A 19,601-nucleotide genomic window follows, 5' to 3' on the forward strand; every position below is an offset into this window, starting at 1 on the left:
TACTATTGTGGTATAGCACTGTTTTTTTCAAAGGAGAGACAGATGGAAAAGACAATTTTACTCGTTGACGACGAGGTAGAAATCACAGATATTCATCAACGTTATCTGGTTCAGGCAGGATATAATGTTTTGGTGGCCCATGATGGAGCAGAGGCCTTAGAAATCTTCAAGCGAAAACCAATTGATTTGATTATTACAGATATCATGATGCCTCGGATGGATGGTTATGATTTGATTAGTGAGGTTCAGTATCAATCTCCAGATCAGCCTTTTCTATTTATCACGGCTAAGACCAGCGAGCAGGACAAGATTTATGGCCTGAGCTTAGGGGCAGATGACTTTATTGCCAAGCCCTTTAGCCCTCGTGAGCTGGTTTTGCGTGTCCACAATATCTTGCGTCGCCTTCATCGTGGAGGTGAGACAGAAGTCGTCAGTCTCGGGGATTTACGGATGAATCACGGTAGCCATGAGGTCCAAGTCGGAGATGTGGCGCTTGATTTGACAGTCAAATCCTTCGAACTTTTATGGCTTCTAGCCAGCAATCCAGAGCGAGTTTTTTCTAAGACAGACCTCTATGAAAAAGTCTGGCAGGAAGATTATGTGGATGATACCAATACCTTGAATGTTCATATTCATGCTCTGCGACAGGAGTTGGCTAAACATGCTAGTTCAGAAATACCTACCATCAAAACCGTCTGGGGCTTGGGCTACAAAATTGAGAAAGCACGAGGTAGTTAATGAAATTAAAAAGTTATATTTTAGTGGGGTATGTCACTTCAACATTCCTAACGATTATCGTGGTTTTTTGGGCTGTTCAAAAAATGCTGATTGCGAAAAGCGAGATTTACTTTTTGCTTGGGATGACCATCGTTGCCAGTCTTGTCGGTGCTGGGATTAGTCTCTTTCTCCTGTCGCCGGTATTTACGTCGTTGGGCAAACTCAAGGAGCATGCTAAGCGAGTAGCGGACAAGGATTTTCCTTCAAATCTGGAGGTTCAAGGACCTGTAGAATTTCAGCAATTAGGCCAAGCTTTCAATGAAATGTCCCATGATTTGCAGGCGACCTTTGATTCCTTGGAAGAAAGCGAACGAGAAAAGGGCTTGATGATTGCCCAGCTATCGCATGATATCAAGACTCCCATTACTTCGATTCAAGCGACAGTAGAAGGGATTTTGGATGGGGTTATCAAGGAAGGAGAACAGGATCATTATCTAGCAACCATTGGGCGTCAAACGGAAAGGCTCAATAAACTGGTTGAAGAGTTGAATTTTTTGACTTTAAACACAGCTAGAAATCAGGTGGAAACTGCCAGCAAGGACAGCATTTTTTTGGATCAGCTCTTGATTGAGTGCATGAGTGAATTTCAGTTCTTGATTGAGCAGGAGGAGCGAGATGTCCACTTGCAGGTAATTCCAGAGTCTGCCCGGGTTGAAGGAGATTATGCCAAACTTTCTCGTATCTTGGTGAATCTGGTCAATAACGCTTTTAAATACTCAGCTCCAGGAACCAAGCTGGAAGTGGTGGCTAAGCTGGAGAAGAACCAGCTTTCAATCAGTGTAACGGATGAAGGGCAGGGCATTGCCCCAGAGGATTTGGAGAATATTTTCAAGCGCCTTTATCGTGTCGAAACTTCGCGTAATATGAAAACAGGTGGTCATGGCTTAGGGCTTGCGATTGCGCGTGAACTGGCCCATCAATTGGGTGGAGAAATTACAGTTACCAGCCAGTACGGTCTCGGAAGCACCTTTACCCTCGTTCTCAACCTCTCTGGCAATGAAAATAAAGCTTAAAACCTCTTTACAAATCCAGCTATTCATGGTAGAATGGATTTTGTGCGAAATATCAGCAGGAAAGCATGAAGCTCGTCAACAGGTGTCTTATGATAAGTAACCTTGGCTGTTTAGGCGAAGGGCATCTGCACGAATCAGGGCTTTCTAAGTGACTATTTCCACCGAAATATTATTTATATCAGGAGGACATTCATATGTCACGTTATACAGGACCATCTTGGAAACAAGCTCGTCGCCTTGGCCTTTCACTTACAGGTACAGGTAAAGAATTGGCACGTCGTAACTACGTACCAGGACAACACGGACCAAACAACCGTTCTAAATTGTCAGAATACGGTTTGCAATTGGCTGAAAAACAAAAACTTCGTTTCACTTACGGTGTAGGTGAAAAACAATTCCGTAACTTGTTCGTACAAGCTACAAAAATCAAAGGCGGAATCCTAGGTTTCAACTTCATGCTTCTTTTGGAACGTCGTTTGGATAACGTTGTTTACCGTCTTGGTCTTGCGACTACTCGTCGTCAAGCTCGTCAATTCGTAAACCACGGTCACATCCTTGTTGACGGAAAACGCGTTGATATCCCATCATACCGCGTAACTCCAGGTCAAGTGATCTCAGTTCGTGAGAAATCATTGAAAGTTCCAGCAATCCTTGAAGCAGTAGAAGCTACTCTTGGACGTCCAGCATTCGTATCATTCGACGCTGAAAAATTGGAAGGTTCATTGACTCGTTTACCAGAACGCGACGAAATCAACCCAGAAATCAACGAAGCACTTGTCGTTGAATTCTACAACAAGATGTTGTAATATTTTATTGAATCAGATAGGCTTTGGAGCCTTGATATTAAGCACTTTGGGGCGCTTTCCCTTAGTGCTTTTTTACATTTTACAATAGCTCTTAAGCATGTAGCTATAAGTATCTATACGCAACTAGACCTATATAGTTTAAAGTGATATAATAGTCTAAAAAGAGGTACTACTATGAATGTTTTAGAAAAAAATACACAGGTAAATTTTAAGACTAACAGAGACTTGTTAGAGAAGGCTAAAGCTATTATCACAGCGCAAAATCTTGATATGACAGCTAGTTTTAACTTGTTTTTAGAACACATTGTAGAAAATAAAGCTTTGCCATTTGAAACTCAAGTAGATAAAGAAAGAGAAGAACTTCTATCAGGGTTGCGTGCTGAAATTGCCCGTAGCTTTGACGATTTAGAACATGGAAGAACTTACAGCCTTGATGAAGTGAGGGCTAACCTTGGAATTTAACGAGAACGTATATAGCCTTATTATCTCCGAAACGGTACAAGAACAGCTAAGAGGTATTAAAGATTATATCTCAGCTAACTACTTTTCAGAACAGGCAGGAGCAAACACAGTTAAGAATATTCTTTATGGTTTGGAGCGTCTTGAAGTTTTCCCGGAAGCAGGATTTGATGCTGATGAAAGAGTAGGAGGGATTATATACCCACCCCACAAAACTCGATGCATCATTTTAGGTGATTACCTAGCCTTCTATCATATTTTAGAGGACAGAAAAGCTGTCTTTATATCAGATATTATTCATAGTAAACAGGACTACATCCGTTTGTTCAAGAAAAAATAGCGTCTTAGGAAGGCGTTTTTGTTTGGGAATTACGTGATATTGATGATATAATATTTTGGCCTCCTCACTTTAAGGAAGGGGGGGTTACATATGTTAGAAACTTTACTCACAGTGTTTCTAGCTCCGTTACTTATTAACGTGTTATCTGAGCTTTTCAAGTTATGGCTTAAGAAACGTAAAAAGTAATGGTTAACCCTTTTAGAGGGTAGCAAAAAACCCAATCGGTGGCACGATGGGGCTTTTTTAGTTACATATGCTGTAACTTTACTCACATTGTAAGTTCATTCTAACATATAACCCCCGATATTTCAAGCTTTTGTTTTGATATTTCCTCAGAGCTTATTCAGCAATCTTAAAGCACTGGATTTTGTGGTTTGAGTCCGCTCCACTGAAATTAGGACACGTGCTACCAAGTTCCATTTTCCGCATCATGTATAATACAGGTGAAAATGATGTTATCGACTGACTCGAGTGCAGTAGAGTTCTAAAATTACCTGAATCAAATCAGTTTTACAAAAAAGATTGTGGATAAGTAGAGTTTGAATTGAAATATAATCTATTTGACAAAAAGAAAAAACGCTTGGAACAGCGTTTTTCCTCTGTATTGATTCATATTGAATGCTTACTTAACCTCTGTAAACACAACGTGTTTGCGAAGTTTTGGTGAGTATTTCTTCAATTGAAGACGGTCTGGAGTGTTACGTTTGTTTTTAGAAGTAAGGTACAAGCGTTCACCAGATTCTTTGTGTTCAAGTGTAATATTTACGCGCATGGTATCTCCCTTCTATTATTCAGCTGATGCAGCTTTAGCGATTTTACGTCCTTTGTAGTATCCTTTAAGTGATACACGGTGAGAACGTGAGTAATCTCCAGTAGTTTCGTCAAAGTTTACAGATGGAGCTGTTACTTTGTAGTGTGTACGACGTTTATTTTTCTTCGCTTTTGAAGTGCGACGTGCAGGTACTGCCATTTTGATTTCTCCTTTAGGTATTTATATTCGATTCAATCTACTGATTTTCATCAACCATACTAGAATAACACATTTTTTTTGTAAAGTAAAGTTACTTGACAAAAAAAGATGAAAAAATTCTCCTGTCAGACCTAGCAGACAGGAGAAGGTGTTAAATATCAATCTCAAATGATTCGTCAATGGTTTCTGATACGTATTTTCCGTCTTTCTTCCGTTGTTTGACACATTCTGTAAGGAGAGATTCGATTTGCCCATTGACTGAACGAAAGTCATCTTCTGCCCATGATTCGAGTGCAGCGTATAACTTTGTTGAGAGTCGAAGGGGGATCTGCTTTTTTTAGCTTCAACCATCTTTAGTAAAGACTTCCTGTGTTGACAATTGGTTGTGCATCATGATTGCCACAGAGGACGACTAGGAGATTTGAAGCCATAGCAGCTTTTCGTTCTTCGTCAAGCTCTACCAATTCCCCTTCATTGAGCCGTTCTAGTGCCATTTCAACCATTCCTACAGCACCATCTACAATCATCTTACGGGCATCAATAATGGTAGTAATTTCTGGAGCATAAGCTAGGTAAGTGATACGTGCTTCAAGGATTTCCTAAGCAGTCATTGTCATTTGATGATTTAGCTCCTAAAAAAGGAGATTTCGTGCTAACGTCACCACTTTATCCAAGTCGAGTGTAGTTTGCAGGGTTAACTGCTACGCTGAAGGGATTGACAAAGTAAAAGCCAGGTTCTTTGATGGTAGCTGTATAGTTACCAAAGAGTGTCAGAACCATAGCCTCCTGAGGTTTGACAACTTTTAAACCAGCATGAGTTAGCGCTGCAATTACGATTAGTAAAGGTCCGATAATAATTCCAAAAATGTTTTCCGAACCAACACCCATTATAAATATAAAGATACCAAGTACGATTGTCAACTCAATGAGAATCAATGCTAATACACCATTTGGTTTTGAATTGATTAGTTTTTCAGTCATAAGAATGACCTCTGTTATTTGATATCTAAATGATATCATTTTGTTTTTAAAAATTAATAGAAAGTTGACAAATAATCACTAAAAAGTTTCAGCCCAATAATTACTTATAGGAAGTGAGATTATATTGTGCTGAAATACTCTTTTATTCTTATAACTTTTACACTATAATTGTAGTTAGAAAGGAAGAGAAATGTTTGATTATAGAGCACTAGTTATTTTGATGACTTTGATGGATCATTGTGAGCTATCATTATATGAATTATCTGTTAAGGTGAGCTTACCTATAAAGGAAGTCAAAGAAGGAATAGATTATTTAGTGCCTTATCTAGCTAATAAAGGGATAGTGCTGGATAAAAAACAAGGTCGCTATAGTTTATCAAATCGTACGAAGCAGTCTTTGACAGATATTATTAAGTCGGATGAATTGGTTTTACCAAAGTCGACTCGCTTAGCATTAATCTATCTTTACACTTTTTGCCGATTAGATTTTATATCGAATAATCATTACCAAGACTTTTTGAAAGTAAGTAAGAATACAACCTTATCTGATATTCAATCATTAAGAAAGATTATGTTAGATAATGATTTGGAGCTAGGGTACAGTAGAGCAAAAGGTTATACTTTACACGGTTCAGAGTGGAATAAGCACCGTTTAGCTTTTCAAATGGTTAGTGAGTTGCTGGAATCCTCCATAGGGATTTGGGGGTTGGATTATGTTTTATCCAGTTGGGGGTATTCATTAACTTATGATTTGATTGATCAGGTAGTTAAAGATTATTATGAAAAGCTACAGATAGTACCTATTGTTAATCAATTAAAAGTTTGCCTTTTCGGTTTAGTATTCATTATATGTAGGTATCAAAGGGATGTTGAAAGAGTATGTCTTTCAGAGACACTAGTATCTCCTATTATTCAAGATATAACGACTATTTTATTAGATACAGTAGTTGATTTGGGAATTATAGATACGGTATTTTCAGAGGATGATTATCGCTATGTCACAGTTTTATTATCAAGTTGCTTTGAAGGTGAAGTAGATGTTGCTCCGGTTTACTTTAATCAATTAACAGAGGCTATTATAAGTAGAATGGAAGATATTTCTTTGTTACATTTTAAACAAAGAGAAGTATTGAGAGAAAATCTTCGCCGCCACCTTATACCGGCTTACTATAGATTAAAGTTCGGCTTACCTAGCTCAAATGAATATGTGTTGCATGTTAAAGAACATTATCCTGATTTATTTGAACTAGTAAAAGATTCTTTGACTCCCTTGATGGACGCTATTGACAAGCCCATACCTGATAGTGAAACAGCATATTTTGTTATCCATTTTGGAGGATATTTAAAGAAAGCAGACAATTTGCCTCAAAAATGTTATAAAGCAGCAATTATCTGTCCTAATGGAATTAGTTCTTCATTGATGATAAAAGAGAATCTATTAGCATTATTCCCTCAAATTGAGTTTATAGGAACCTCAAAGATTGATGATTTATATGCGAAAACTAGTAGTGACTATGATATGGTTTTTTCTACTATAAAGGTGGATACAGAGAAGCCAAATTATCTAGTTTCTGTTATGATGACGGAAGAACAAACAACACAGTTAGTTGAATTGGTATCAAAAGATTTCCCAGATACAGGTTATCGAGATATTGAGCTTAATCAGATAATTAGCATAGTAAGACGATATAGTGTAATCACACAAGAATTAGAGTTAAAATTAGCATTAAAGAGGTATCTCTATCAAGAAATGAACAGAAAGGAAGTGTTACCATTGTTAGAAGAATTAATTACAAAAGAAACTTATCAGGTTAGTTCGGAAAAATTAGGATGGAAGGAGGCAATTCGTTTAGCAGCTAAACCGCTTTTGGATCAACATAAGATAACTGAGAACTACCCTGAGGCAATGATTCAAAAAGTAGAAGAGTTTGGGCCTTTTATTAATTTAGGGAAGGGAGTAGCAATTCCTCACGCTCGGCCAGATGAAGGTGTGAATGAAATAGGAATGTCAATGTTAGTTTTGGAAGAACCGATTTATTTATTGGATAATCCAGAACAAGAGGTAAGATTGTTGATTTGTATTGCAGCCATTGATAATGAGAGTCATTTAAAGGCTTTGTCACATTTAACAACAATTTTAAGAGATAAAAACCATGTTCAAACTTTAATATCATCAAAAAACTATGATGACATTGAAATGATAATTAAACAGGAGGATTAGATAATGTTAAAAATTGGTACAGCTTGTGGTTCAGGATTAGGTTCAAGTTTTATGGTACAGATGAATATTGAATCTGTATTGAGTGATTTGAATGTTTCAGATGTAGAAGTTGAACACTATGATTTAGGTGGAGCAGATCCAAATGCAGCTGATATTTGGATTGTTGGTCGTGATTTAGCTGATTCAGCTAGTCATCTTGGAGATGTTCGTATCTTAAATAGTATTATTGATATGGATGAACTACGAGAATTAATTACTAAACTTTGTGAAGAAAAAGGACTTATTTAGGAGGCTAGCGTCATGATGAAGTTCATATTGGATATTGTTAGTACACCAGCTATTTTAGTAGCTTTAATTGCAATCTTAGGATTAGTTCTTCAGAAGAAGAAATTACCTGATATTATTAAAGGTGGAATTAAGACCTTTGTTGGTTTCTTAGTTGTATCTGGTGGTGCAGGAATTGTACAAAATTCTTTGAATCCATTTGGTACCATGTTTGAACATGCTTTTCATTTATCTGGAGTTGTACCGAATAATGAAGCAATTGTAGCTGTAGCTTTAACAACATATGGCTCAGCTACTGCAATGATTATGTTTGCAGGTATGGTATTCAATATCTTAATTGCTCGTTTTACTCGATTCAAATATATCTTTTTAACAGGGCACCACACTCTATATATGGCGTGTATGATTGCGGTCATTTTATCAGTTGCTGGTTTTACAAGTTTGCCTCTTATCTTACTAGGAGGATTAGCACTCGGTATTATTATGAGTATTTCCCCAGCATTTGTGCAAAAATATATGGTTCAATTAACTGGAAATGACAAGGTGGCTTTAGGTCATTTCAGTTCTTTGGGATATTGGTTGAGTGGTTTTACTGGTAGCCTTATCGGTGACAAATCAAAATCAACAGAGGACATTAAATTTCCAAAGAGTTTAGCTTTTTTACGTGATAGTACTGTTAGCATTACTTTATCCATGGCAGTTATTTACATTATTGTAGCTATCTTTGCAGGGTCAGAATATATAGAAAAAGAAATCAGTAGTGGTACAAGTGGTCTAGTTTATGCTTTACAATTAGCAGGTCAATTTGCAGCAGGGGTATTTGTTATTTTAGCAGGTGTTCGCCTTATTTTGGGTGAAATTGTTCCAGCCTTTAAAGGTATTTCAGAGCGTCTTGTACCTAATTCAAAACCTGCTTTGGATTGTCCGATTGTTTATACTTATGCACCAAATGCAGTTCTAATTGGATTTATCTCTAGTTTTGTTGGTGGTTTAGTAAGTATGGCAATTATGATTGCTTCAGGAACGGTTGTTATTTTACCAGGTGTTGTGCCTCATTTCTTCTGTGGAGCAACTGCAGGTGTTATTGGGAATGCATCTGGTGGTGTTCGTGGAGCTACTATTGGAGCATTTTTACAAGGTATTTTAATTAGTTTTCTTCCAGTCTTTTTAATGCCAGTTTTGGGAGGACTTGGTTTCCAAGGATCAACTTTCTCAGATGCAGATTTTGGTCTATCAGGAATTATTTTAGGAATGTTGAATCAATTTGGCTCACAGGCAGGCATTGTTATTGGTCTTGTTCTTATTCTAGCAGTTATGTTTGGAGTATCCTTTATTAAAAAGCCATCTGCAAAGGAGGAATAAGGGATGATTTTAAGTGAAAATAGAGAAGATGAGTTAAGAAAATTTGCAACAAAAATCCGATTAAATACTCTTAGAACATTGAATCATCTTGGATTCGGCCATTATGGAGGGAGTCTGTCTATAGTAGAAGTTTTAGCAGTGCTTTATGGTGAAATAATGCCGATGACTCCAGAAATATTTGCATCACGAGATAGAGATTATTTTGTTTTATCCAAGGGACATGCTGGACCAGCTTTGTACAGCACACTCTATTTGAATGATTTCTTTGACAAAGAATTCTTATATTCTTTAAATACAAATGGAACCAAATTACCGTCTCATCCTGATAGAAATCTAACGCCGGGCATAGATATGACAACTGGCTCTTTAGGACAGGGAATTAGTGTTGCAACCGGACTTGCATATGGTCAGAGAATAAGAAAAAGTCCCTTTTATACCTATGCTATTGTTGGAGATGGTGAGTTAAATGAGGGACAATGTTGGGAGGCTATACAGTTTGCTTCTCATCAACAGTTATCTAATTTAATTGTATTTGTAGACGATAACAAAAAACAATTAGATGGTTTTACAAAGGATATTTGTAATCCAGGTGATTTTGTAGAAAAATTCTCAGCATTTGGGTTTGAATCCATTAGGGTCAATGGTTCAGATATTAGAGAAATTTATGAAGGGATTATCCGATTAAAACAGTCAAATGATTCATCCCCTAAGTGTATTGTATTAGACACTATTAAAGGTCAAGGAGTTCGAGAGCTGGAAGAAATGAAATCCAATCATCATCTTCGCCCTACTGTAGAGGAGAGACAAATGTTAACTTCAGTTGTAGAAAGATTAAGTCAGGAATTGGAGGAAACAGAATGATGAGAAGTACGAAAGAATTACGACATGTGTATAGAGATTTCCTTCTAGAAGCTAACCAAAGTTATTCTGATATAGTAGTTTTAGAAGCAGACTTGTCAAGTTCGATGGCTACTAATAATCTTGAAAAGGACTTTGGAGACCGTTATGTGAATGTTGGGATCATGGAAGCAGAAATGGTCGGGCTTGCAGCAGGTTTATCTATTCAGGGGTTTAGACCTTATCTTCATACATTTGGCCCATTTGCTTCACGAAGAGTGTTTGATCAATTATTTATTTCTCTTGGATACGCACAATTGGATGCCACTGTGATTGGATCAGATGCAGGAGTAACTGCAGAAATGAATGGTGGGACACATATGCCATTTGAAGAAATTGGATTGTTACGTTTAATTCCTAAATCAATCATTTTCGAAGCAACTGATGATATCCAATTTCGTGAAATCTTGAACCAGACATTAGACTTAAAAGGACTAAAATATATTCGAACAATTAGAAAAGCTCCAGAGGCTGTATATCAAGGTGGAGAAGACTTTTCTAAAGGCTACATTGAGTTAAGACACGGTGAAGATGTTGTAATAGTTGCTTCTGGCATAATGGTTGCTCCAAGTATTCGAGTTGCGGATGAACTGTCTAAATTAGGTTATTCAGTAGGTGTGATAGATTTATTTAGAATCAAACCGATACCAGAACAGATAAAAACAATGTTAAGCGGAAAAACTATATTTACTGTAGAAAACCACAATCAGATAGGTGGAATTGGCAGTGCTTTATGTGAATTATTCTCTGATGATGGAATAACAAAAATTCATCGGATGGGTGTTCAAGAAAGATTCGGTCAAGTAGGGAAAATGGATTATCTTCTTAATGAGTATGGTTTGAGTGAATCGAATATAAAAGAGAAAGTTTTAGCGTTTTATAATGCAAGATAGATGTTAAATACACTTATCTGAAAGAACTTCTGTAAAAATTACATTACGTTATTTAAAGCAAGCGGATTAAAAGCATATTCTGGTAATCAGAAAGTGCCCTGATCCGCTTTGTTGTTTTTAATTTAAAATGTTTATATGTATATAGAATTTTCTGAAAATTCAAGAATTTTCTTCTGTTCATTGCTTTTAAAATGTGCTATAATAGTAAAAACTGAAATGGGAGGGAACAAATGACTGAATTAGATAAACGTCACCGCAGTAGCATTTATGACAGCATGGTAAAATCGCCAAACCGTGCCATGCTTCGTGCGACTGGTATGACAGATAAGGACTTTGAAACACCGATTGTTGGGGTTATTTCGACTTGGGCGGAAAATACACCATGTAACATTCACTTGCATGATTTTGGGAAATTAGCTAAAGAAGGTGTCAAATCTGCAGGTGCTTGGCCTGTGCAGTTTGGAACTATTACCGTAGCGGATGGGATTGCTATGGGAACGCCTGGTATGCGTTTCTCTTTGACATCTCGTGATATCATTGCAGACTCAATCGAGGCGGCTATGGGTGGTCACAATGTGGATGCCTTTGTTGCTATCGGTGGCTGTGATAAGAACATGCCTGGTTCTATGATTGCCATTGCCAATATGGATATTCCAGCAATTTTCGCCTATGGTGGAACCATTGCACCGGGAAATCTTGATGGCAAAGACATCGACTTGGTTTCTGTCTTTGAGGGGATCGGAAAATGGAACCACGGTGATATGACGGCTGAGGACGTGAAACGTCTTGAATGTAATGCCTGCCCTGGTCCTGGTGGCTGTGGTGGTATGTACACTGCTAATACAATGGCGACTGCTATCGAAGTTCTCGGTATGAGTTTGCCAGGGTCTTCCTCTCACCCAGCTGAATCAGCTGACAAGAAAGAAGATATCGAAGCAGCAGGACGTGCTGTTGTTAAGATGTTGGAACTTGGTCTCAAACCATCAGATATCTTGACCCGTGAAGCCTTTGAAGATGCTATCACTGTAACCATGGCACTCGGTGGTTCTACAAACGCCACTCTTCACTTGCTTGCCATTGCCCATGCTGCCAATGTTGACTTGTCACTTGAGGACTTTAATACGATCCAAGAACGTGTGCCTCACTTGGCTGACTTGAAACCATCTGGTCAGTATGTCTTCCAAGACCTTTACGAAGTCGGTGGTGTGCCTGCGGTTATGAGATACCTCTTGGCAAATGGTTTCCTTCATGGCGATCGCATCACATGTACTGGTAAGACTGTCGCTGAGAACTTGGCTGATTTTGCAGACCTCACTCCAGGTCAAAAAGTCATCATGCCACTTGAAAATCCAAAACGTGCAGATGGTCCGCTTATCATCTTGAACGGGAACCTTGCCCCTGATGGTGCGGTTGCCAAGGTATCAGGTGTTAAAGTGCGTCGTCACGTTGGTCCAGCTAAGGTCTTTGACTCAGAAGAAGATGCTATCCAGGCTGTTTTGACAGATGAAATCGTTGATGGCGATGTAGTCGTTGTTCGTTTCGTTGGACCTAAAGGTGGTCCTGGTATGCCTGAGATGCTGTCACTTTCATCAATGATTGTTGGTAAAGGTCAGGGAGATAAGGTGGCCCTCTTGACAGACGGACGTTTCTCTGGCGGTACTTATGGTCTGGTTGTTGGACATATCGCTCCTGAAGCTCAAGATGGTGGACCAATTGCCTACCTCCGTACAGGTGATATCGTTACGGTTGACCAAGATACTAAAGAAATTTCTATGGCCGTATCCGAAGAAGAACTTGAAAAACGCAAGGCAGAAACAACCTTGCCACCACTCTACAGCCGTGGTGTCCTCGGTAAATACGCCCATATCGTATCATCTGCTTCTCGTGGAGCCGTGACAGACTTCTGGAATATGGACAAGTCAGGTAAGAAATAAACTCAAAAAGCAAGCCAACTTCGGCTTGCTTCTTTTCATCTCCAAAAGTGATTTGCCTGCTTATACTCAATAAAAATCGAAGAGCAAACTAGAAAGCTAGCCGCAGGTTGCTCAAAGTACTGCTTTGAGGTTGTAGATAGAACTGACGAAGTCAGCTCAAAACACTGTTTTGAGGTCGCAGATAGAACTGACGAAGTCAGTAACATATACCTACGACAAGACGACGCTGACGTGGTTTGAAGAGATTTTTGAAGAGTATTAACGAGGTGGCAGTCCAAGGGCAATACGGCCGTAGCGACTGATTCGTGTGATTTTCCAGGCAGGCGACCAGGTAACTTCAACCTTGACATCTTCGATACCCTCGATTTGTTTGAGACCTGCAACGATTTCAATAGGCAGGCTTTCGGCACAATCGCAGGCAGTATCGGTGAAGGTCATGACAATCTTGCAGAGCCCCGTTTCATCCAGATTGATTTCATAAATCAGACCTAGATTGTAAACATCCAATTCCACATCTGTATCAAAAACCTTCTCTAGTTTTTCGATAATTTGGTCTTGTATGGCCAAAGCGCGGTCATTGATTTTGATATCCTCTCTCATTACAGTCCCTCCACGTGATAAATATCCTCTATTTTCTCATAATTCTGACAATTTGGCAAGTTTTTGATGAATTTTCTGAAAAATATGATAAAATGAAGAAAATACGGAATCAAGGGGAAGCCTATGGAGCAGATTGGAAAAGTCTTTAGACAATTACGAGAGTCAAGAAATATCTCGCTGAGACAGGCGACTGGGGGACAATTTTCTCCGTCTATGTTGTCCCGATTTGAAACTGGTCAGAGTGAGCTTTCGGTGGAAAAGTTTCTATTTGCTCTGGGAAATATATCTGCCAGTGTAGAGGAAATCCTCTTTTTGGCGAGAGGTTTTCAGTATGATACAGATTCTGAGTTGAGAAAAGAAATCACAGATGTCTTGGATATAAAGAATATAGCACCTCTCGAAGACCTGTATCGTAAGGAATATCAAAAGCATGCCTATTCTCAAAACAAGCAGAAGCATATTCTAAATGCCATTATTATCAAGTCTTATATGAAGAGTATGGATGAAACGGTTGAGTTAACGGCAGAGGAAGGGAAAGTCCTTCATGACTATTTGTTTTCTACCGATATTTGGGGAATCTATGAACTCAATTTGTTCTCAGTCAGTTCTCCCTTTTTATCTGTTTCTCTTTTTACTAGATATGTACGAGAAATGGTCCGAAAATCTGATTTTCTAATGGAAATGTCTGGTAATCGAAACCTTTTTCACACTATGCTATTGAATGGTTTTTTAGCCAGCATTGAGTGTGAAGAATTTACCAATGCCTCTTATTTTAAACGTGTCATCAAAGAGCATTTCTACAAGGAAAATGAGACCTATTTCCGAATTGTCTATTTGTGGGCGGAAGGTCTCCTTGATAGCAAGCAGGGCAGAGTCAAGGAAGGTCAGAAAAAGATGGAAGATGCTGTCCGTATTTTTGAGATGCTTGGCTGTCACAAATCTGCCGAATACTATAGAAAAACGACAGATTGTTGAATATCTGCAAACTAAGAAAATTATTTGAAATTTTAAGTGATAGAATTGTTGAGCTCTCTCGTGTCACTGGAGAAATTCTATCGTTTCTTTTTGCTCATTTCATTTGTTGCATATATTCAAAAGTTTTTCCTCTAGAATTTCTAAGTGCTATACTATAGTCATACTTTACATAAGAACTTCGAACAAGAAGGGAGATTACCTATGAAACTATTGTTCAGAAATCAAGCTTATCGTCTCTTGACTTTGTCACGCTTCTTCAATGCTTTTGGTGCTTCGATTTTCAACCTGGTCTTTATCGTCTATGCATCGACCTTGCCACAAGCCTCTTTTGCTGTTGCTATGGCGAATATTGTCATGCTTCTTCCGACTCTCTTTACAGTTTTTGTAGGGATTCGGGCAGATTACACGAGGAACAAGGTCAAATGGATGGCCTATAGTGGTTTGTTTCAGGCGGTTTTATTTTTTCTAGCAGCCCTAGTTGTTCAGCAAGCTAGTCTCTTTGCCTTTTCTAGCCTGTGTTTAATCAATGTCATTAGTGATGTCATCAGTGATTTTGCTGGTGGCTTGCGCATGCCTCTTATTAAGGAAAAAGTAGCTGAAGATGATCTGATGGAAGCTTACTCTTTTTCACAGTTCATCACCTATATTTCAGCTATTGGTGGTCAAGCTTTTGGAGTATGGCTCTTAGGTTTATCGGTCAACAATTTTTCTCTCGTTGCGGGAATTAATGCTTGCTTTTTCCTAGTATCAGCCTCTGTTCTCTTTTTGGGAAGAAGAAAATTAAGCCTGTCAATGTCATCTGCTGATGGCGAAATCCTAAAAAATGAGAAGCTTCCTATCAAAGATCAATTTCTAACGATTTATCGAAATTTACGTCTCGTTTTTCTTAAAAGTGGACAGAAAAACTTTGGTTTTATGCTCTTTGCTGTCTTGCTTATCAATGCCTTGGGTGGCGCTTTAGGAAGCATCTATAACATCTTCTTTTTGAGCCATTCTCTTTTGGACTTTTCTTACACAGAGGCATTATTTATCAGTCAATTCTGTGCTTTGTTAGCAATCATCATCAGTAGCCTTACGGGCAATGATTATTTTGGGAAGCAGTCCTTGCCTAGATTGATGATGTGGGCTACCGTAGGACTCACTCTAATTGGTCTGGCTAACGTATTCAATCAAGTCGTGCTTGGTTTGCTATTTCTCTTTTTAACTCTGTATGTGTCTGGTAAAGTTCAACCAAAGATTAGTGCCATGCTCATGAAAAATCTAGCTCCAGAGGTTCTAGCTCGTACCAGTAATTTTTTGGGTTTATTGTTTACCTTGTCTATACCTGTGGGAACAGCTTGTTTTTCACTTGTTGCCGTATGGAATATACAGTTGACTTGGATGCTATTTGTTGGTCTTTCCTTCCTGGCTATTCTTTTGACAGTTATTAATCTCAAAAATGATATCTAATACTCTTCGAAAATCTCTTCAAACCACGTCAGCTTCGCCTTACCGTACTCAAGTACAGCTTGCGGCTAACTTCCTAGTTTGCTTTTTGATTTTCATTGAGTATAAATCCTAATTTTTTTCTCACTGTTTTAATCCCTCTATTTATGGTAAAATAAGACTATTAAGTTTAAAGAGGATTCCCTATGAAATTACAAAAACCAAAAGGAACGCAGGATATTTTACCTGCTGAATCTGCCAAGTGGCAGTACGTTGAGGGCTTTGCCCGTGAGATTTTCAAGCGCTATAACTATGCAGAAGTGCGTACGCCTATTTTTGAGCATTACGAGGTTATCAGTCGCTCTGTCGGAGATACAACGGATATCGTAACCAAGGAAATGTACGATTTCTATGACAAGGGTGACCGCCATATTACCCTCCGTCCAGAAGGAACAGCGCCAGTTGTCCGTTCCTATGTGGAAAATAAACTCTTTGCCCCAGAAGTGCAAAAGCCAAGCAAGTTCTACTACATGGGCCCTATGTTCCGCTATGAGCGTCCACAGGCAGGGCGTTTGCGCCAATTCCACCAGATTGGTGTTGAGTGTTTTGGCTCTAGCAATCCAGCTACTGATGTGGAAACCATCGCTATGGCAGCCCATTTCTTGAAAGAAATCGGCATCCAAGGTGTCAAACTACACCTCAATACTCTTGGAAATCCTGAGAGCCGTGCAGCCTACCGTCAAGCCTTGATTGACTATTTGACACCGCTCAAGGAGACCTTGTCTAAGGATAGCCAACGTCGTTTGGAGGAAAATCCTCTTCGTGTCTTGGACTCTAAGGAAAAAGAAGACAAGGTGGCAGTAGAGAATGCGCCTTCTATCTTAGACTTCCTTGATGAAGAAAGCCAAGCTCATTTTGATGCTGTGCGTCAGATGTTGGAAAATCTTGGAGTAGACTACATCATCGATACCAATATGGTGCGTGGTCTGGATTACTATAACCACACGATTTTCGAGTTTATCACTGAGATTGAGGGCAATGACCTGACAGTCTGTGCGGGTGGTCGTTACGATGGTTTGGTTTCTTACTTTGGAGGCCCTGAAACTGCTGGCTTTGGTTTTGGACTTGGTGTAGAGCGCCTGCTTCTCATTCTTGAAAAGCAAGGTGTGGCCCTCCCTATCGAAAACGCCCTAGATGTCTATATCGCAGTCTTGGGGGAAGGAGCAAATGTTAAGGCTTTGGAGTTGGTACAGGCCCTTCGCCAACAAGGTTTCAAAGCAGAGCGTGATTACCTCAACCGTAAACTCAAAGCTCAGTTCAAGTCAGCCGATGTCTTTGCGGCTAAGACCCTCATCACCCTAGGAGAGAGTGAAGTCGAAAGCGGACAAGTAACGGTCAAGAACAACCAAACACGAGAAGAAGTGCAAGTATCACTTGATGCTATCAGCCAAAACTTCTCAGAAATCTTTGAAAAATTAGGCTTTTAATAGTAGATAAACTGGTCAGGATTTTACTCCTGACCTTTTTCTTTTGCAAAATGACAAAAATCATAAACTTTTTGACAAATATACTTGTCAAAAAGAAAAAGATGTGTTACAATATAATCAAGTTAAGAGAAAAGGAGCAGGGAACGATTATGTGGGCATTAGGATTTGTACCTCTTGTGATTATGTTTTATCTCTATCATACCCAAAGGGTCAAGAAATTAGAGAATAAAATCAAAAGAATTGAGCAAAAACAGAAAGGAAATAAAGAAATGTCAAGATTATTAAAAGAATTGATTGGGAAAACACCGACAATCGTTGGACAAGTTTTTGGAACAGATAACTGGGAAGTTGTAGATGTTGATGAGGAATGGGTCAAGCTACGTCGTGTTGATAAAAAAGGAAAAGAAAAATTCAAACTACAACGCATTGAGGATATCCAAACCGTTGAATTTGACGGAAAGTAGGTGTGTAACATGCAACTAAAAAATCGTCTAAAAGAGCTGCGGGCTCGCGATGGCCTCAATCAAACCGAACTAGCCAAGCTAGCAGAGGTTTCCAGACAGACCATTAGCCTATTAGAACGGGACGAATACACCCCATCCGTTGTGATTGCCTTGAAAATATCTCAGATTTTCAACGAAACAGTCGAATCGGTATTTCGCTTGGAGGAGGATGAGTGATGAACATGTATAGAGTGGTTTATTATATGAGTGTTCTTGCCCTTATTGTGAATGCCTTGGCTATGATTGGAACATTACTGGGTTGGTTCTATTTTGTTGAAAGTAAGTATTTGTTTTGGATTAACTTAGTCCTCTTGTCCATTTTCAATCGGTTGAAGAAAAAGGAGAAAGATGATGAACAAGTATAAAGTAATCTATTATGTAGTTGCCATAGCTCTATTAGTCAGCGTGTTTCTACTGATTGGGATGGACCTAGGCTGGTTTAGTCCCTATCAAAGTGACCAATTTATTTGGGTCTACTTTGCCCTCATCCCAGTCGTTGACTGGATTGAAAAGAAATCCAAAAATCTAGCAAGTGAATAAGGAGAATGAATATGAAAGAGTTTTTAGCAGGTTTTCAAGTAGATACTGAGAACAAAGAACTTGCAGGTGTCTGTGCAGGTTTAGGAAATTATTTTAATATCAAAACTATCGTGGTTCGTTTAGTGATGCTGTTCTTGTTTCTTTCCTCGACTGAATTTGGGATTTTGACAGTCACTCTGTATGCCTATCTTGCTGGTTGGCTAAGTAAAGAGCCTCTGGGAGCTAGTGAGACAAAAGCAAGAAACCAAGCTATTCTCTTGTTTGCTGTTTGTTTGATTTTAGTATCACTGGGAACAGAGGGCTTGACAGCTATTTATGAATCAGGTAAAGCCTTTGGTCAGTGGTTAGTTGGATTGGTTTAGTTTAGAAAGAGAATGAATATGAAAAAGAAAAATAAACGTGGATTGTTGTTATTTTTAATGTCTGTTGTCTTGGGAGGTTTCTTGGGCATGTTTGTAGGGATGTTTAAGGCACGTGCCGAATCCCACGAAATTATGTTAGATGTGAAAGTCTTGATACCATGGATATCAGCTATTTGTTTACTGATAGGTTTCATTAGTCTTCTTTTGACGTTCAATTTCCTAAAGAAAAGCAGAAAATTTCACTCCTTGTATCAAGAGGAAATGGATGATGATCTGAATGAAACATATTATGTGCAAATGAATCGTAATCTTGAGTTTGGAACTATTGCTTTTAATAGTGCAAGCGTAGCGATTTTATTGGCTCTCTTCATTTCAGGAAGTGAAGTAATTGTACTCGATATAAGCCATATAACCTTATCCCTTTCCTTTTTGGGATTAGTGTTGGTTTTCAATGCTCAAAATTATCTTTTTAAGACTATTGCGATTGTTCGTCAGATTGGTTTGGTGTTTTTCTCTACACCAAAGGATATCTTGGAGCATTTCGATTCTTACGATGAAGGGGAGCGCAAGGCTAATTTGGAACAGAGTTTTCGGATTTTATTCCAATTAAATAACTATGTCTTGCCAGGTCTCTACTTTCTGATTGCTCTCTTTTCTTTACTGACAGGAGAGATTCAGTTACTAGCCTTCTTGCTGGTAGGAGTGATCCATATTTATATCAATGTGATGCAGTTACCTATGGTAAAACGCTATTTCAAATAAAGGAGTTTT

24 protein-coding genes and 1 pseudogene are annotated in these 19,601 nt (G+C 38.7%); 20 read left to right on the forward strand and 5 right to left on the reverse strand.

Annotated features, from left to right (window positions below; all coding sequences use genetic code 11):
• Nucleotides 1–42: 42 nt before the first annotated feature.
• From QM865_RS06955 to QM865_RS06975, 5 genes are all read left to right on the forward strand, one after another.
• Complete coding sequence (locus QM865_RS06955) at nucleotides 43–738, forward strand: response regulator transcription factor (RefSeq protein ID WP_414306337.1); 696 nt, start codon at nucleotides 43–45, stop codon at nucleotides 736–738.
• Nucleotides 738–1,790, forward strand: coding sequence for an ATP-binding protein (locus QM865_RS06960; RefSeq protein ID WP_414306338.1), 1,053 nt, complete (start codon nucleotides 738–740; stop codon nucleotides 1,788–1,790). Before QM865_RS06955 ends, QM865_RS06960 begins: the two co-directional genes overlap by 1 nt.
• 194 nt (nucleotides 1,791–1,984) lie before the next feature.
• Entirely contained in the window at nucleotides 1,985–2,596 is a 612-nt protein-coding gene (rpsD, locus tag QM865_RS06965; RefSeq protein WP_000092756.1) for a 30S ribosomal protein S4, read from the forward strand.
• A gap of 174 nt (nucleotides 2,597–2,770) precedes the next feature.
• On the forward strand, nucleotides 2,771–3,058 hold the full coding sequence (locus tag QM865_RS06970; protein ID WP_001101478.1) for a type II toxin-antitoxin system RelB/DinJ family antitoxin: 288 nt from the start codon (nucleotides 2,771–2,773) through the stop codon (nucleotides 3,056–3,058).
• Complete coding sequence (locus tag QM865_RS06975; RefSeq protein ID WP_414306339.1) at nucleotides 3,048–3,395, forward strand: type II toxin-antitoxin system RelE/ParE family toxin; 348 nt, start codon at nucleotides 3,048–3,050, stop codon at nucleotides 3,393–3,395. The genes QM865_RS06970 and QM865_RS06975 overlap by 11 nt, the downstream gene beginning before the upstream one ends.
• 622 nt (nucleotides 3,396–4,017) lie before the next feature.
• Here QM865_RS06975 and rpmG read toward each other — a convergent pair.
• The 4 genes and pseudogenes from rpmG to QM865_RS06995 all read right to left on the reverse strand — a co-directional run bounded on the left by rpmG (nucleotide 4,018) and on the right by QM865_RS06995 (nucleotide 5,346).
• The gene (gene rpmG / locus QM865_RS06980; protein WP_001265622.1) at nucleotides 4,018–4,167 is read right to left on the reverse strand and encodes a 50S ribosomal protein L33; all 150 of its coding nucleotides are present in this window, start codon (nucleotides 4,165–4,167) and stop codon (nucleotides 4,018–4,020) included.
• A 15-nt stretch (nucleotides 4,168–4,182) separates the two neighbouring features.
• The gene (gene rpmF, locus QM865_RS06985) at nucleotides 4,183–4,365 is read right to left on the reverse strand and encodes a 50S ribosomal protein L32 (protein ID WP_000290417.1); all 183 of its coding nucleotides are present in this window, start codon (nucleotides 4,363–4,365) and stop codon (nucleotides 4,183–4,185) included.
• A 151-nt stretch (nucleotides 4,366–4,516) separates the two neighbouring features.
• Nucleotides 4,517–4,693 carry a PTS ascorbate transporter subunit IIC gene (locus tag QM865_RS06990; RefSeq protein ID WP_414306352.1) on the reverse strand — a complete coding sequence of 59 codons (177 nt, stop codon included), beginning with the start codon at nucleotides 4,691–4,693 and terminating at the stop codon, nucleotides 4,517–4,519.
• Nucleotides 4,694–4,718: 25 nt separating this feature from the next.
• A pseudogene (locus tag QM865_RS06995) lies at nucleotides 4,719–5,346 on the reverse strand (hypothetical protein).
• Nucleotides 5,347–5,536: 190 nt separating this feature from the next.
• Here QM865_RS06995 and QM865_RS07000 point away from each other — a divergent pair.
• From QM865_RS07000 to ilvD, 6 genes are all read left to right on the forward strand, one after another.
• Nucleotides 5,537–7,567, forward strand: coding sequence for a BglG family transcription antiterminator (locus QM865_RS07000; protein WP_023947575.1), 2,031 nt, complete (start codon nucleotides 5,537–5,539; stop codon nucleotides 7,565–7,567).
• A gap of 3 nt (nucleotides 7,568–7,570) precedes the next feature.
• Nucleotides 7,571–7,855, forward strand: coding sequence for a PTS sugar transporter subunit IIB (locus QM865_RS07005; protein ID WP_000912476.1), 285 nt, complete (start codon nucleotides 7,571–7,573; stop codon nucleotides 7,853–7,855).
• 12 nt (nucleotides 7,856–7,867) lie between these two features.
• Nucleotides 7,868–9,214 (forward strand): PTS ascorbate transporter subunit IIC, encoded by a 1,347-nt coding sequence (locus tag QM865_RS07010; protein ID WP_000975299.1) that lies wholly within the window; start codon nucleotides 7,868–7,870, stop codon nucleotides 9,212–9,214.
• 3 nt (nucleotides 9,215–9,217) lie between these two features.
• Nucleotides 9,218–10,075, forward strand: coding sequence for a transketolase (locus QM865_RS07015; RefSeq protein ID WP_000603567.1), 858 nt, complete (start codon nucleotides 9,218–9,220; stop codon nucleotides 10,073–10,075).
• Entirely contained in the window at nucleotides 10,072–11,004 is a 933-nt protein-coding gene (locus QM865_RS07020; protein ID WP_000986401.1) for a transketolase family protein, read from the forward strand. The genes QM865_RS07015 and QM865_RS07020 overlap by 4 nt, the downstream gene beginning before the upstream one ends.
• Nucleotides 11,005–11,234: 230 nt before the next feature.
• On the forward strand, nucleotides 11,235–12,938 hold the full coding sequence (gene ilvD / locus QM865_RS07025) for a dihydroxy-acid dehydratase (protein WP_000137346.1): 1,704 nt from the start codon (nucleotides 11,235–11,237) through the stop codon (nucleotides 12,936–12,938).
• A 258-nt stretch (nucleotides 12,939–13,196) separates the two neighbouring features.
• Here the strand turns inward: ilvD and QM865_RS07030 are convergent, their stop codons facing one another.
• Nucleotides 13,197–13,538 (reverse strand): metal-sulfur cluster assembly factor, encoded by a 342-nt coding sequence (locus QM865_RS07030; protein WP_261040812.1) that lies wholly within the window; start codon nucleotides 13,536–13,538, stop codon nucleotides 13,197–13,199.
• Nucleotides 13,539–13,661: 123 nt separating this feature from the next.
• On the opposite strand from QM865_RS07030, the gene QM865_RS07035 reads away from it, so the two are divergent.
• The 9 genes from QM865_RS07035 (at nucleotide 13,662) to QM865_RS07075 (ending at nucleotide 19,592) form a co-directional block, all read left to right on the forward strand.
• A complete protein-coding gene (locus tag QM865_RS07035) occupies nucleotides 13,662–14,513 on the forward strand; it encodes a helix-turn-helix domain-containing protein (protein WP_000434988.1) in 852 nt (283 codons plus the stop codon).
• Nucleotides 14,514–14,714: 201 nt separating this feature from the next.
• Complete coding sequence (locus QM865_RS07040) at nucleotides 14,715–15,962, forward strand: transporter (protein ID WP_414306340.1); 1,248 nt, start codon at nucleotides 14,715–14,717, stop codon at nucleotides 15,960–15,962.
• A gap of 182 nt (nucleotides 15,963–16,144) precedes the next feature.
• Nucleotides 16,145–17,425, forward strand: a complete 1,281-nt coding sequence (gene hisS, locus QM865_RS07045) for a histidine--tRNA ligase (RefSeq protein ID WP_261054775.1) — start codon at nucleotides 16,145–16,147, stop codon at nucleotides 17,423–17,425.
• Nucleotides 17,425–17,889 (forward strand): hypothetical protein, encoded by a 465-nt coding sequence (locus QM865_RS07050; RefSeq protein WP_261068081.1) that lies wholly within the window; start codon nucleotides 17,425–17,427, stop codon nucleotides 17,887–17,889. Before hisS ends, QM865_RS07050 begins: the two co-directional genes overlap by 1 nt.
• A 9-nt stretch (nucleotides 17,890–17,898) precedes the next feature.
• Nucleotides 17,899–18,105 (forward strand): helix-turn-helix transcriptional regulator, encoded by a 207-nt coding sequence (locus QM865_RS07055; protein WP_001176233.1) that lies wholly within the window; start codon nucleotides 17,899–17,901, stop codon nucleotides 18,103–18,105.
• The gene (locus QM865_RS07060) at nucleotides 18,105–18,293 is read left to right on the forward strand and encodes a hypothetical protein (RefSeq protein ID WP_023944022.1); all 189 of its coding nucleotides are present in this window, start codon (nucleotides 18,105–18,107) and stop codon (nucleotides 18,291–18,293) included. The genes QM865_RS07055 and QM865_RS07060 overlap by 1 nt, the downstream gene beginning before the upstream one ends.
• Nucleotides 18,280–18,468, forward strand: a complete 189-nt coding sequence (locus tag QM865_RS07065) for a hypothetical protein (protein WP_261068076.1) — start codon at nucleotides 18,280–18,282, stop codon at nucleotides 18,466–18,468. The genes QM865_RS07060 and QM865_RS07065 overlap by 14 nt, the downstream gene beginning before the upstream one ends.
• An 11-nt stretch (nucleotides 18,469–18,479) precedes the next feature.
• A complete protein-coding gene (locus tag QM865_RS07070) occupies nucleotides 18,480–18,830 on the forward strand; it encodes a PspC domain-containing protein (protein ID WP_031227880.1) in 351 nt (116 codons plus the stop codon).
• Nucleotides 18,831–18,848: 18 nt separating this feature from the next.
• A complete protein-coding gene (locus QM865_RS07075) occupies nucleotides 18,849–19,592 on the forward strand; it encodes a DUF3169 family protein (protein WP_261074554.1) in 744 nt (247 codons plus the stop codon).
• Nucleotides 19,593–19,601 lie beyond the last annotated feature (9 nt).

It is taken from the genome of Streptococcus mitis, assembly GCF_047462815.1.
Taxonomy (GTDB): domain Bacteria; phylum Bacillota; class Bacilli; order Lactobacillales; family Streptococcaceae; genus Streptococcus; species Streptococcus mitis_DO.

Coding starts and splice junctions, on each gene's coding strand:
- QM865_RS06955 (WP_414306337.1), top strand. CDS start 43: ATGGAAAAGACAATTTTACTCGTTGACGACGAGGTAGAAATCACAGAT.
- QM865_RS06960 (WP_414306338.1), top strand. CDS start 738: ATGAAATTAAAAAGTTATATTTTAGTGGGGTATGTCACTTCAACATTC.
- rpsD (WP_000092756.1), top strand. CDS start 1,985: ATGTCACGTTATACAGGACCATCTTGGAAACAAGCTCGTCGCCTTGGC.
- QM865_RS06970 (WP_001101478.1), top strand. CDS start 2,771: ATGAATGTTTTAGAAAAAAATACACAGGTAAATTTTAAGACTAACAGA.
- rpmG (WP_001265622.1), bottom strand. CDS start 4,167: ATGCGCGTAAATATTACACTTGAACACAAAGAATCTGGTGAACGCTTG.
- rpmF (WP_000290417.1), bottom strand. CDS start 4,365: ATGGCAGTACCTGCACGTCGCACTTCAAAAGCGAAGAAAAATAAACGT.
- QM865_RS07000 (WP_023947575.1), top strand. CDS start 5,537: ATGTTTGATTATAGAGCACTAGTTATTTTGATGACTTTGATGGATCAT.
- QM865_RS07005 (WP_000912476.1), top strand. CDS start 7,571: ATGTTAAAAATTGGTACAGCTTGTGGTTCAGGATTAGGTTCAAGTTTT.
- QM865_RS07010 (WP_000975299.1), top strand. CDS start 7,868: ATGATGAAGTTCATATTGGATATTGTTAGTACACCAGCTATTTTAGTA.
- QM865_RS07015 (WP_000603567.1), top strand. CDS start 9,218: ATGATTTTAAGTGAAAATAGAGAAGATGAGTTAAGAAAATTTGCAACA.
- QM865_RS07020 (WP_000986401.1), top strand. CDS start 10,072: ATGATGAGAAGTACGAAAGAATTACGACATGTGTATAGAGATTTCCTT.
- ilvD (WP_000137346.1), top strand. CDS start 11,235: ATGACTGAATTAGATAAACGTCACCGCAGTAGCATTTATGACAGCATG.
- QM865_RS07030 (WP_261040812.1), bottom strand. CDS start 13,538: ATGAGAGAGGATATCAAAATCAATGACCGCGCTTTGGCCATACAAGAC.
- QM865_RS07035 (WP_000434988.1), top strand. CDS start 13,662: ATGGAGCAGATTGGAAAAGTCTTTAGACAATTACGAGAGTCAAGAAAT.
- QM865_RS07040 (WP_414306340.1), top strand. CDS start 14,715: ATGAAACTATTGTTCAGAAATCAAGCTTATCGTCTCTTGACTTTGTCA.
- hisS (WP_261054775.1), top strand. CDS start 16,145: ATGAAATTACAAAAACCAAAAGGAACGCAGGATATTTTACCTGCTGAA.
- QM865_RS07055 (WP_001176233.1), top strand. CDS start 17,899: ATGCAACTAAAAAATCGTCTAAAAGAGCTGCGGGCTCGCGATGGCCTC.
- QM865_RS07060 (WP_023944022.1), top strand. CDS start 18,105: ATGAACATGTATAGAGTGGTTTATTATATGAGTGTTCTTGCCCTTATT.
- QM865_RS07065 (WP_261068076.1), top strand. CDS start 18,280: ATGAACAAGTATAAAGTAATCTATTATGTAGTTGCCATAGCTCTATTA.
- QM865_RS07070 (WP_031227880.1), top strand. CDS start 18,480: ATGAAAGAGTTTTTAGCAGGTTTTCAAGTAGATACTGAGAACAAAGAA.
- QM865_RS07075 (WP_261074554.1), top strand. CDS start 18,849: ATGAAAAAGAAAAATAAACGTGGATTGTTGTTATTTTTAATGTCTGTT.